Raw genomic sequence first — 12,695 nt, 5'->3', positions numbered from 1 at the left:
TGCACCCATGAAACTCAATCGCCGAAACCTCGACAATCTCAACGACAAAGTGGCCAAGCCAACCTACCTGGCGAGCAATACGCAGCACGGCATCGCCCATATCGGGGTGGGCGGTTTTCACCGCGCCCATCAGGCGTTTTACACCGATGCCCTGATGAACCAGAGCCGCGATCTGGACTGGAGCATCTGCGGTATCGGCCTGCGCTCCGAGGACCGCAAGGTGCGTGACGATCTGGCCGAACAGGACTACCTCTATACCCTGTTCGAACTGGGCGACAGCGACGACACCCAAAGCCGCGTCATCGGCTCCATCAGTGACATGCTGCTGGCTGAAGACAGTATTGAAACACTGATCGACAAACTGGCAAGCCCGGCGATTCGCATCGTCTCGCTGACCATCACCGAAGGCGGTTATTGCATCGACGACAGCAACGGCGAGTTTATGGTCGCGTTGCCGCAAATCCAGTACGACCTGGCCCACCCCAAGGCACCGAAAACGGTCTTTGGTGTGCTCTGTGCCGCCCTCGGCCAACGCCGGGCCAACGGCGTTCGGGCATTTACCGTGATGTCCTGCGATAACCTGCCACACAACGGCAATGTGGCACGCAAGGCTCTGCTGGCCTATGCCGCACTGAGCGATGCGAGTTTGCATGACTGGATTGGCGCCAACGTCAGTTTCCCCAATGCGATGGTCGACCGCATCACGCCCATGACCAGTAACGCCCACCGCTTGCAACTGCACGATCAATTGGGGATCGACGATGCCTGGCCAGTGGTCTGCGAGCCGTTTATCCAATGGGTACTGGAAGACAAATTCGCCGATGGCCGCCCGGCCTGGGAAACCGTAGGCGTGCAACTTACCGACGACGTTACGCCCTACGAAGAGATGAAAATCAAACTGCTCAATGGTAGTCATCTGGCGCTGACGTATCTGGGGTTTCTCAAAGGCTATCGCTTCGTCCACGAGACCATGAACGACCCGCTGTTTGTGGCCTATATGCGCGCCTATATGGACCTGGACGTAACCCCACAACTGGCACCGGTGCCCGGCATTGACCTTGCTGCCTATAAACAGACCCTGGTGCAGCGCTTCTCCAACCAGGCCATTGCCGACCAGTTGGAGCGCGTCTGCTCGGATGGTTCGTCGAAGTTTCCCAAGTTCACCATCCCAACCATTAACCGCCTGATCAGCGATGGCGCCGAGTTGAAGCGAGCGGCCCTGGTGGTTGCAGCGTGGGCGTTGTACCTCAAGGGTGTCGACGAGAATGGCCAGACCTATGCCATTCCTGATCCACGGGCGGCATTTTGTCAGGCGTTGGTCGCCGATGATGCGCTGATCGTGCAGCGGTTATTGGCGGTGGAAGAGATTTTTGGCACCACGATTCCTCACTCGGCGGAATTTGTGGCAGCGTTTGAGTGGTGCCTGAACAGCTTGCGTGAACGGGGGGTGAGTAAAACCCTGGAACAGCTTATAGACCGCGATGGGATCAGCGCTCGCTAACTGCCTTAACCGAGGACTCCAAAGATGTATCTAGGCATCGACTGCGGCACCCAGGGCACCAAGGTCCTGATTCTCGACAGCGAGTCCGGCCAGACCTTAGGACTGGGCGCGGCGCCGCATACGCTGATCCAGGGCGAGCACGGACGCCGCGAGCAAGACACCGGGCAATGGCTGCACGCACTGCAAGAGGCCACCCGCCAGGCCTTGGCTGAGGCCGGAGTGAGCGGCCAGCAGATTCAGGGTATTGGCGTCAGCGGCCAGCAACACGGGCTGGTGCTGCTGGACAGGCACGGCGAAGTCTTGCGCCCAGCCAAACTTTGGTGCGATACCGAGTCCACCGCACAAAATCAGCAACTGCTGGAATGGCTGGGGGGCGAAGCCGGTTCTCTGGAGCGTCTGGGCCTGGTGATTGCACCGGGGTATACGGTTTCCAAGCTGCTCTGGACCAAAATCCATCATCCTGAAATCTTCGATCAAATCGCCCACGTCCTGCTGCCCCACGATTACCTGAACTTCTGGCTCACCGGCCGTTGTTGCAGTGAGTATGGGGACGCCTCGGGCACTGGGTACTTCAATGTGCGCACTCGCCAGTGGGACTTCGATATACTGCGCCATATCGACTCTGGCGGCCGTCTTGAGCGCGCCTTGCCTGAATTGATCGAGTCTCACCAACCGGTCGGTTGCTTGCGCCCGGAAATTGCCGGTTTACTGGGGCTAAACCCCAGCGCGGTGGTCTCCAGCGGTGGTGGCGACAATATGCTGGGGGCCATCGGTACCGGCAATATCGAGCCAGGAATCATCACCATGAGCCTGGGTTCGTCTGGCACCGTGTATGCCTTTGATCCGCAGCCACAGGTCAGCCCCGACGCGGCAGTGGCCAGCTTCTGTTCGTCCAGCGGCGGTTGGCTGCCTCTGATCTGTACCCTCAACCTGACCAATGTCACCAGCGCCGTGCGCGATTTGTTCGGGCTGCAGCTGGACGCCTTCAATCGGTTGGCCAGCCAGTCACCCATTGGTGCTGAAGGGGTCAGCCTGCTGCCGTTTCTCAATGGCGAACGTGTCCCCGCCCTACCCAACGCCACAGGCAGTTTTCAAGGGCTGACCCTGACCAATCTAAACCAGGCCAACCTGTGCCGGGCGGCCATCGAAGGCACCACATACGGCCTGCGTTACGGTCTGGACCTGTTGCGCCATAACGGTTTGCAAAGTCACGCCATACGGCTGGTGGGCGGCGGCTCGAAAAGCCCGCTGTGGCGCCAGATCGTCGCCGACATCATGGATACCCCGGTGGTTTGCACCGAGCAAAGCGAAGCCGCCGCCCTGGGCGCTGCAATCCAGGCGGCATGGTGTGTCGGCGCAGGATCACCAACGCTGGCGCAGCTGTGCCAGCGCTGCGTGCGCCTGGACCTCACTAGCGAAACCCGGCCCGCCCCCGAAAATGTGCGGGCCTATGAACACTACTATCGACGCTACCGACAACAGGTCGCGACCTTAAGCGAGTAATAAATATGTATGTGATATGCGGCGAAGCACTGTTTGATTTTTTCGCGCAAGCGGACACCGGCGCGCAAGCCAATAAAGTGGAGTTCAAGGCAATTGCCGGAGGCTCGCCGTTCAACGTAGCCGTTGGCTTGCGTCGCCTGGGGATCGAGACGGCGCTGTTTGCCGGGCTGTCGACTGACTACCTGGGCCAACGTTTGAAGCAAGTGTTGCTGGACGAAGGCGTGAGTGATCGCTACTTGCTGGAAATGGAAGCGCCAACCACCCTGGCCATGGTCGCACTGGATGCCAACGGCTCGCCCGCCTACAGCTTTCGCGGCGAAGGCTGCGCCGACCGGCAATTGCATTCGCGGCATTTGCCGCTGTTGGGCGCTGAAGTGCGGGGGCTGCATGTGGGGTCTTTTTCGCTGGTGGTGCAACCGATTGCCGACACCTTGCTGGAACTGGTCAAGCGTGAAAGTGGACGCCGCCTGATCAGCCTCGACCCCAATGTGCGCCTCAACCCTGAGCCGAATATTGAAGTGTGGCGCCAACGGATCAGTGAACTGATCCCCTATGCCGACGTGATCAAAGTCAGCGATGAAGACCTTGAACTGCTGTATCCGGGGCAAGACCCGCAGCAGATTGCCCGCTCATGGCTGGGCCATCGTTGCCAACTGGTATTTCTGACCCGTGGCAGCCAGGGCGCCAGTGTGTTCAGCCGCGAGCATGGCCAGCGCACAGTCCTCGCTAGCAAGGTAAAAGTCGCGGACACCGTGGGTGCTGGCGATACCTTTCAAGCCGCAGTAATTGCCTGGTTGACGGAGCATGAGCTGGACTCCATCGAAGGGTTGCAACAGCTGAGTGCGTCACAACTGGACGCCCTGCTCGACTTCGCCACACGCGCCGCTGCCCTCACCTGCAGCAAAACCGGCCCGGACCTGCCATATCGCACGCAGCTGTAACCCCCCCCACAACCCGTAGCTCCTCAGCGGCTACATAGATACTTCAAGCGTGGGAGCGAGCCTGCTCGCGAAAATCATTCGCGAGCAGGCTCGCTCCCACTGGGGCTTGATCTGGAACAGAGTATCTACAGGATTGACAGGTTATAGCTGACGATCAGTCGGGTTTCGTCCACGTCGCGGGCGAACTGGCTGTAGTTGGTGCGGTAGGTCGCATTACGCAAGCGCAGGCTGACATCCTTGAACGTGCCGCTCTGCACGATGTATTTAAGCTCGCTGTCACGCTCCCACTCTTTGCCTTCTTCGCTGCTGCCAACCACTTTGATGTGATCGCCATTCACATAGCGGGTCAGGAACGACAAACCGTCAATGCCAATGGCCTTGAAGTCATAGTCGTAACGCAATTGCCAGGAGCGCTCCTGGGCATTGGCAAAGTCATTGACCTGCAAATAGTTGACCAGATACGGGTTGCTGCCATCCAGGTACGGCATCGACGTCTCGCCGTTCATGCGCTGCCAGCCCGCGCTGACTTTATGCCCGCCCAGCGAGTAACCGAGCATGGCGCCAAGCGCCCGGTTATCGATGGTTGAAGCCTTGGCCGAACCTGCGTCATCACTTTTAAGCACACGTACATCGGCTGAGAGCACACCCGGACCAACCGGCTGGCTGGCCAGCAAACCGATAAATTGCTGACGGTAGATGTCTTGCAGTTCAGCGTAGTGATACTGCGCGGTCAGACGCTCGTTAACCTTGTAGTCCAGCCCGTACATAGTGAAATGATCGGCGGTGATATTGCAGGCATAGCGCTTGTTCTTGCAGTTCAGACGCAAGTCCTGGGAGTCGGTAGAATCACGAGCCGTATAGCGATCAAGGCGCGAAGCCATGAACTTCAGATCCTTGATTTCCTGGGACACCAGCATGGCGCCATTGAACATGTTCGGCAGCAAGCGTCCATCGTTGTACTTGAGCAACGGCAGGTCGGGCAGCAGCGCGCCGTACTTGAGCACGGTTTGCGACACGCGCATCTTGGCGGTCAAACCGAATTTCGCGTATTGATCCTTGGAACGACGCGGATCGCTGCCGGTCGAAGGCAATAGGCCGCTGTTACTGTCAGCCGGGCTGGAGTCCAGTTTCAGACCCAGCATGCCCAATGCATCAAGGCCAAACCCGACGGTACCTTCGGTATAGCCCGATTGCAGGTTGAGGATAAACCCTTGCGCCGTTTCATCGCGCTTGGAGGCGCCTTGGGGGTTTGAGCTGCTGCCATCGCGAAAGTCGCGATTGAAGTACACCGTACGCGCTTCCAGTTTGGCGCTGCTGTCTTCAAAAAAACCGGCGGCCTGTGACTGCGCAGCAAAACCGGCACACACTGCCAGCGCGCCCAAGTGTGTTACCCGGCTCTGCGCCAACAATGAAAAAGGATGAACCATGTACAAGCTCCAGCGCCAAACATTGGCAAGATAAAATCGATCGAAGACACACTGCGGATCCGTGCGATTGTTCAACCCAAAAAAGGGGCGCAATTGTACGAAAGGCTTAGCCCGCGCCTCATTGGACCTTAGTCGCACGGGCAAGATAGAGCCTTGCAGCATGCTTAATGGGCTTTAGCCTGGATCGAGCATTAAATAGGCATATTTCGAGATTCGCTCTCAGGACCTACCATGGCAATCAAGAGTTCAAGACGGCGCCAACGCTTGCAGGCCAACGCCACCCGACAAGCCTTGCTTGAGCTGAACGAAACCCTTGAGGAGCGTGTAGCCGAACGCACCCGGGAACTGGCTGAGGCCAACCAGCAGTTGCAACGCGAGATGCAGGAACGCGAGCGGGCGGAAGAGGCCCTGCGGCATGCGCAAAAAATGGAAGCTGTGGGCCAGTTGACCGGCGGTATCGCCCATGATTTCAATAATATGCTGACCGGGATTATCACCAGCCTGGATTTGATGAAGCGCTACATTGCTGCTGGCCGCATTGATGAAGTACAGCGTTTTGCCGATACTGCGGTGAATTCCGCCCAGCGTGCCGCCGCGTTGACCAACCGCCTGCTGACGTTCTCCCGCCGCCAGTCACTGGACCGCAAACCGCTGGACCCAAACCAGCTGGTCAGGTCGCTGCAAACGCTGTTCAGCAGCACCAAAGGCCCCCATATCGACCTGATCCTCGAACTGGGCCAGAACATCTGGCCGGTCAACACCGACACCGGCCAGCTCGAAAGTGCCCTGCTCAATCTGATGATCAACGCCCGTGACGCGATGCCCGACGGTGGAACCCTGGTGGTCAAAACGGCCAACCAGTATCTCGATGCCAGCGATCTCGGCACCCTGGAATCGGTCAGTTCAGGCGACTACGTGATGCTCGAGGTCCGTGACAACGGCTCCGGCATGACCCCGCAAATTCTTGCCAAGGCCTTTGATCCCTTCTTCACCACCAAGCCGGTTGGCCTGGGTACGGGGCTCGGGTTATCGATGATTTACGGATTTGCCCAGCAGTCGGGCGGGCATGTCAGTATCAACAGCAAGAGCGGATGTGGCACCCGCGTGTGCCTGTACCTGCCGCGCTATCACTGCCTCCCGGGGAAAACTCAGGCATAATCCGCGCCCGCGCACTATGCCCCACAGTTCCAAGGTAAAGATCCCATGAAAGCTCAAGCCCGCCATATTCTGGTGAAAACCGCCGAAGAAGCCGAATCGCTCAAGCAACGCATCGCCAAGGGCGAAGCCTTCGATGTGCTGGCGAAAAAATTCTCCACCTGCCCGTCGGGCAAACGTGGCGGTGATCTGGGGGAAGTGCGGCCGGGGCAGATGGTCGGCATTATCGACCAGATAATCTTTAAAAAGCCGCTGCGAGTGGTGCATGGCCCGGTCAAGAGCAAGTTCGGCTATCACCTGGTGCAGGTGTTTTACCGGGACTGAAACACAACCGCTCCCATCATTGACTTGTCTGGATCAGATTTGGCAGCACCCACAAAACTCAAACTTTGCAGGGGTCATTGTGGGAGCGAGCCTGCTCGCGATGCAGGCGGTGATCTGTCAAGCAAACCGCGCTGATGCCATCGCGAGCAGGCTCGCTCCCACAGGTTATGCGCCCAGCCGTAAATCAGAACTCGATTGCAAAGCTCTCGATCACAGTGAACTGCTCATCCACCAGGCACCCCGTGCGCCACTTGTCGAAGGTCAGGCAAGGATGCGAGGTGCCAAAGCTGATGATGTCGCCTACACGCAGCTGCGTACCCGCAGCAATCGACATAAAGGCATGTTGATCCATTACCGCCGTGACCTTGCAGCCGCTGATGTCCTCACCCACTGCCGGCAACACACCTTCTCGATAACGTTTTAGCGGCAGCGGCAGGCCCGCATCAAAGGCCACGTCACGCTTGCCCAGCGCAATCACCGCAAAACCGGGTTCAGGCAACGACTGTACGTGGGCCCAAACCTCCAGCGCCGGGCGCAACCCCTCGTGCAGATCACTGCGACGCTCCAGCACACAGCACTGCGCATCCTTGTAGATGCCGTGGTCGTGGACCACATAACTGCCAGGGCGCAACACACTGAGAAAACGCCCGCTGGCCGCCTCGGCCTCGAAGCCCTCGGCAATCAGGTCATACCAGGCCGAGCCCGACGCAGTAATGATCGGCTTGTCCAATGCAAATGCGCCGTCCCTCTGCAGTTGCAGGGCCAGACGCACCAACGAAGCAGCAAACTGGCGAATCCCGCTGACCGCCTGTTCGCCGTGAATTACCCCTTCATAACCTTCGATGCCGGTCAGGGCCAACGCTGGTTGGGCCTTGATCGCAGCCGCCAGGGCCATCACTTCCTGTTCGCTGCGGCAGCCACAACGCCCACCTACCACGCCGTATTCGATCATCACGTTCAAGCGCTGGCCGCGCTCGGCAAAATAAGCACCCAGGGCCGCCACGTTGTCAGGGTGATCGACCATGCAGTGAAATTCGAATGCCGGGTCTGCCTGCAAATCGGCAATCAGTGCCATGTTAGCCCGGCCCACCAGTTGGTTGGCCATCAGTACTCGCCGTACCCCGGCGGCATAGGCGGTGCAGGTTTGCACTGCCGTGGCCAGGGTCAGGCCCCAGGCGCCCTGCTCCAGCTGGCGACGAAACAGCGCCGGGGCCATGCTGGTTTTGCCGTGTGGGGCCAGTACCGCACCACTGCGGGTAACGAAATCCTGCATCCAGCCAATATTGTGCTCCAGCGCGTCACGGTGGATCACCAGCGCGGGCAGGCTTACGTCACGCACCAAATGGTCGGCGGGGTTAGCTGCGCCTTTGAGTACCTGTGGGTTCGACACATTCAAGTCCTCGGGTTTCAGCGTTTGGCCTTATAGGCGATACAGTCGATCTCGACCTTGCAGTCGACCATCATCATTGCCTGCACACAGGCGCGGGCCGGGGCATGTTCGCTTTTGAAATACGCGGCGAACACTTTATTGAAGCTCCAGAAGTCGCGAGGGTCTTGCAGCCATACGCCAGCGCGGACCACATCCTCAAGGCCATAACCGGCTTCTTCGAGGATAGCGATGAGGTTCTGCATGGTTTTGTGGGTTTGCTCGACAATCCCTCCGTTAATGATTTCACCGTTTTCCATGGCAACCTGGCCGGATACGTGCAACCAGCCATCGGCTTCTACTGCACGAGCGAAAGGCAAAGGCTGACCGCCTGCGCCCACGGCGCCGGTACCGAAACGTTTGATGCTCATTGGGGTGAACTCCAGGATAAAAAAGGCGCCTCATGCGCCACGGGTAGAGCAGTCTGCCATACCCTGGGCCATCAGCCCAATTGCCACCAGCGCGGCAACAGTTGCTGCACCTTGGGCTCGGCAAAGCGGTCATCAATCAGGAACAGCGTGCCCTGATCACTCTGGGTGCGGATCACCCGCCCGGCGGCCTGCACTACTTTCTGCACACCGGGGTACAGGTAGGTGTAGTCATAACCGGCGCCAAACAATGCCGCCATGCGCTGTTTGATCTGCTCGTTGACCGGGTTCAGTTGGGCCAGCCCCAAGGTGGCAACAAAGGCACCGATCAAGCGTGCTCCGGGCAAGTCGATACCTTCGCCGAATGCCCCGCCCAGTACCGCAAAACCGATGCCTTGGCTCGACATCGTGAATTGATCGAGAAAACCCTGGCGCGCAGCTTCATCCATGCGCCGCGCCTGCAGCCACTGGGTAACCTGAGGATGGCGTTCGGCGAGCAGCTCGGCGACCTGTTGCAGGTAGTCGAAGCTGCTGAAAAACGCCAGATAGTTGCCCGGGCTCTGCTCGAACTGGCGAGCGATCAACTCGACAATCGGTTCCAGCGAGGCCTGGCGGTGCACAAACCGGGTCGAGATCCGGTTGACCAGATGCACACTAAGTTGCTCCGCCTGGAACGGCGACTCGACATCCATCCACACCGTGTCTGACGGCAAGCCCAACAGGTTGGCGTAATAGATTTGCGGGCTCAGGGTGGCCGAGAACAGCACATTGCTCTGCGCGCTCTTGAGTCGCGGGCCGATAAACCCGGCGGGCACCACATTGCGCAGGTTGAGCTGCGACAAGCGACGCTTGCCGTCTTCGCGCAAACTGACGTCAAACAGAAAATGCCCGTCGAACAGCTCTGCCACCCGGTTGAACTGCAGGGCTTCAAAGTAAAACCCTTGCAGATTGCCGCTCAGCCCTTGGGGGTGATCGTTGAGGTAGTCACCGATAGCGGTGATGCACGCCGACAAGGCACTCAGCCATTTGGCCGGCAATTGCGGGTGAACCTGATACGGCCCGACTTGCTCCTTGTGCAGGGCATTCCATTCGCGATTAAGGCGCTTGAAGGGTTTTTCCAGCGGCGCCGGGGCCGAATGACGCACGCTGTTGAGGGTTTGCTGGTCCAGGCTTGCGCTGTACATCTGACGCGCCCGCTCTACCAGGTTGTGGGCTTCGTCCACCAGGGTCGCGACCCGCCACTGGTTGGCCTGGGCCAGACCATAAAGCAACGCACTGAAGTCGAAGTAGTAGTTGTAATCAGCAATCACCAGGTCCGCCCAGCGCGCCATTTCCTGGCTCAAGTAGTACGGGCACACCTCATGGGCCAGAGCGACGTTGCGCAAGGTCTGCTGGTCAAGGGCCGACTGGGCGACCGCCGCTTGGCGCGCAGCAGGCAAGCGATCATAAAAGCCTCTGGCCAACGGGCAGGAGTCGCCATTACAAGCGTTTTCGGGGTACTCGCAGGCCTTGTCCCGCGCTACCAGCTCCAGCACCCGTAACGGTGCAGCCACCCCCTCGGGATAGAGCACCTGCGCGGCATCGAGCGCCAGCTTGCGCCCCGGGGTCTTGGCGGTCAGGAACAACAATTTATCAAGCTGCTGACCGGGCATGGCCTTGAGCAACGGAAACAGGGTGCCGATGGTTTTACCAATCCCGGTGGGTGCCTGGGCCATCAGGCAGCGCCCGGTGCTGGCAGTCTTGTACACCGCCTCGGCTAATGCTCGCTGCCCGGTACGAAACTGCGCATGGGGAAAGGCCAAGGCACGGGCGGCGGCATCGCGGGCCTGACGATGGGCCATTTCCTGCTCGGCCCAGGCCAGAAACAACCCGCATTGCTGCTCGAAGAACTGCTGCAAATCCGCAGCCGACCAGGTTTCCTGAAGGCGGGTTTCCTTTTCGCTGACAATATCGAAGTACACCAGCGCCAGATTGACCTGCGCCAATTGCAGGCTTTGGCACAGCAACCAGCCATAGACACGGGCCTGTGCCCAATGCAATTGGCGGTGATTGGCCGGTATCGCGGTGAAATCACCACGATAGGTTTTCACTTCTTCCAGCACATTTGCGTCGGGATCATAACCGTCTGCCCTACCGCGCACGGTCAATGCCTGGTATTGACCTTCAAGGCACAGCTCCGCCTGATACTGCGCACTGCGCCGCGACGCTACCGTGCGGTGCCCGGCGATCCCCTGTTGCGCCGTGGGCGACGGGGTGAAACGCAAATCCAGATCACCAACCTTGGCCGTGAACTCGCACAAGGCACGCACTGCAACGCGATAGCTCACTCCTGCGGCTCCTGCCATTGCACGTAGCACACGGTCACCGGCATTTGATGCGCCTCGCAAAAGGCCAGCCAGCGCAACTGGTTGTCTTGCAGGCGGTCACCTGGCCCCTTGACCTCAATCATGCGGTAGGTTTTTTGCACCGGGTCAAACTGGATCAGGTCAGGCATACCGGTTCGATTGGCCTTGATATCCAGCAGCAGGCGCCGAAACCACAGCTTCAGGTGCTCGGGCGGCAGGCACAGCAGCGCTTCTTCGAGCAGGTCTTCGCTCAAGTAGCCCCAAGCGACAAAGGACGATTGCACACCGAACTTGGCGGTATACGCCCCACGGATGGTCGCCAGGTAACGCTCGTCATCCAATTGCGCCAGGCAATCTTCAAACAGCGCGGCACGCTGCTGATAGAAGTCGTCCTCAAGCAAGTCCGCCGGGCCACTCTGGTACGGGTGGAAAAACGCTCCCGGCAGCGGCGCAAAAATAGCGGGCCAGCACAGCAGACCGAACAACCCGTTGATCAGGGTATTTTCCACGTAATGCACTGGCGCTTCGGGGGCCTGCAAATGCGCTACAACCATTAGCTCGACGCAACTGGCGTCGTCCCGTGGCAGGCTCAAGTCAAGCCGCTCGGGAGCTTTCGGCTTGGCCACCGCAAGCGCTGGCAGCCCTAGCTTGCGCCGTAGGCGCGGGATGATCCGCAGCAGGTGCTGATCTTCGGCGTCGGTAAGTGGCGCTTTTTGGGCGGCCTCAGCCAGAGACAACGCCGATTGGTATTGTTGCTGACGCTCAAGCACGCGAATGCTGCGCTGACGGGCTTCGGGGTGCTGGCTTTGTTGGTAGACCTGCAACACCCGGGTCAAGTCCCCTGCCCGCTCCAGATGCTGACCCAACTGAAACAGCAAGCGCCCGCGACGGCGCTGCAGCCAGCGGTTATCCGCCTGGTAGTCGAGTACCTGTTGTAATACAGCGTCTACATCGCCACTGCCTTCAAATTGCTCGCGACAGGCATAAAGGTGCAAGTAACCCTCAATATCGGCGCGACAACGCAACGCCCGGGACTCACGGCAGAAGTCGACCTTCTCGTAGGTAAACAGGCCCAGGTCTGCCAACACCAGATCTGACCAGCTCTGGCTAAGGTTGCCAAAGAACATCAGCCGCAGACGATCGCATAGCGCCCGGTGGTTGAGCGTGTAAAGCGGCTCCGCCAGGGCGGGATGCCATTGGGCCAGGCTCTGACGCTGGGTGAAAGTGGCGGCAAGTTCATCGAGCCAGTCCGATTTTTTGGCCTTGGGCCGGGCAATATCTGCGCTGAACCGGGCCATGATTTCAGGCTTTTGCAGCACCTCGAACACCTCGGCCAGGGCCAGCGGTGCCTGATCGTCCAGCCACCCCAAGGCCAGCAAGGGAGCTGCCGCCTGCGGTGTATCGCCGATTTCCGGGTAATTGAGCTTGCTGGCCCTGAAGTGCTCCCCCTTGCGCATCACCATGCGTACCCACAACGCTTGCGAGGGACCAGGCAGCAAAGCAAAACCTTGGATAAACCGCTGCTCGTCGACACTTAATACGTCGTCATAACGGGCTGCAATCCAGTCGAGCACATGCTGGAAGTTTTTAAGGTAATAAAACGGGTCTTCAAGGGGATTGGAAATCACTGGCAGAACAAACCACTGGCTTTGGATACTGGATATGCGTACAGATAGCAGTTTGCTCCGTGGTCTGGCAAATCCTA

9 protein-coding genes and 1 pseudogene are annotated in these 12,695 nt (G+C 59.1%); 5 read left to right on the top strand and 5 right to left on the bottom strand.

The window, feature by feature from the left end; genetic code table 11:
* The first annotated feature begins 7 nt into the window (after nt 1-7).
* The 3 genes from U5A05_RS11830 to U5A05_RS11820 are packed head-to-tail and all read left to right on the top strand — an operon-like array spanning nt 8 to nt 3,945.
* On the top strand, nt 8-1,501 hold the full coding sequence (locus U5A05_RS11830) for a mannitol dehydrogenase family protein (RefSeq protein ID WP_261742245.1): 1,494 nt from the start codon (nt 8-10) through the stop codon (nt 1,499-1,501).
* Nucleotides 1,502-1,525: 24 nt separating this feature from the next.
* Nucleotides 1,526-3,004, top strand: coding sequence for a xylulokinase (gene xylB / locus U5A05_RS11825; RefSeq protein ID WP_321836466.1), 1,479 nt, complete (start codon nt 1,526-1,528; stop codon nt 3,002-3,004).
* A gap of 5 nt (nt 3,005-3,009) precedes the next feature.
* Nucleotides 3,010-3,945, top strand: coding sequence for a carbohydrate kinase family protein (locus U5A05_RS11820; RefSeq protein WP_321836464.1), 936 nt, complete (start codon nt 3,010-3,012; stop codon nt 3,943-3,945).
* A gap of 125 nt (nt 3,946-4,070) precedes the next feature.
* Here the strand turns inward: U5A05_RS11820 and U5A05_RS11815 are convergent, their stop codons facing one another.
* The gene (locus tag U5A05_RS11815; protein WP_321836463.1) at nt 4,071-5,372 is read right to left on the bottom strand and encodes an OprD family porin; all 1,302 of its coding nucleotides are present in this window, start codon (nt 5,370-5,372) and stop codon (nt 4,071-4,073) included.
* A 279-nt stretch (nt 5,373-5,651) separates the two neighbouring features.
* Between U5A05_RS11815 and U5A05_RS11810 the strand changes: the two are divergent.
* A pseudogene (locus U5A05_RS11810) lies at nt 5,652-6,503 on the top strand (sensor histidine kinase); the annotation flags it as partial.
* A gap of 72 nt (nt 6,504-6,575) precedes the next feature.
* A complete protein-coding gene (locus U5A05_RS11805) occupies nt 6,576-6,851 on the top strand; it encodes a peptidylprolyl isomerase (protein ID WP_083369510.1) in 276 nt (91 codons plus the stop codon).
* A 184-nt stretch (nt 6,852-7,035) separates the two neighbouring features.
* Here U5A05_RS11805 and U5A05_RS11800 read toward each other — a convergent pair whose 3' ends face one another.
* The 4 genes from U5A05_RS11800 to U5A05_RS11785 all read right to left on the bottom strand — a co-directional run bounded on the left by U5A05_RS11800 (nt 7,036) and on the right by U5A05_RS11785 (nt 12,618).
* Nucleotides 7,036-8,247, bottom strand: coding sequence for an amino acid deaminase (locus U5A05_RS11800; protein ID WP_321836462.1), 1,212 nt, complete (start codon nt 8,245-8,247; stop codon nt 7,036-7,038).
* Nucleotides 8,248-8,258: 11 nt separating this feature from the next.
* Nucleotides 8,259-8,648 (bottom strand): RidA family protein, encoded by a 390-nt coding sequence (locus tag U5A05_RS11795; RefSeq protein ID WP_261742240.1) that lies wholly within the window; start codon nt 8,646-8,648, stop codon nt 8,259-8,261.
* Between the two features lie 71 nt (nt 8,649-8,719).
* The gene (locus tag U5A05_RS11790) at nt 8,720-10,972 is read right to left on the bottom strand and encodes an ATP-dependent DNA helicase (RefSeq protein WP_321836461.1); all 2,253 of its coding nucleotides are present in this window, start codon (nt 10,970-10,972) and stop codon (nt 8,720-8,722) included.
* Entirely contained in the window at nt 10,969-12,618 is a 1,650-nt protein-coding gene (locus tag U5A05_RS11785; RefSeq protein ID WP_321836460.1) for a VRR-NUC domain-containing protein, read from the bottom strand. Before U5A05_RS11785 ends, U5A05_RS11790 begins: the two co-directional genes overlap by 4 nt.
* Nucleotides 12,619-12,695 lie beyond the last annotated feature (77 nt).

The organism is Pseudomonas kulmbachensis (assembly GCF_963681935.1).
Classification (GTDB): domain Bacteria; phylum Pseudomonadota; class Gammaproteobacteria; order Pseudomonadales; family Pseudomonadaceae; genus Aquipseudomonas; species Aquipseudomonas kulmbachensis.
This window is presented reverse-complemented; position numbering and strand designations above follow the sequence as displayed.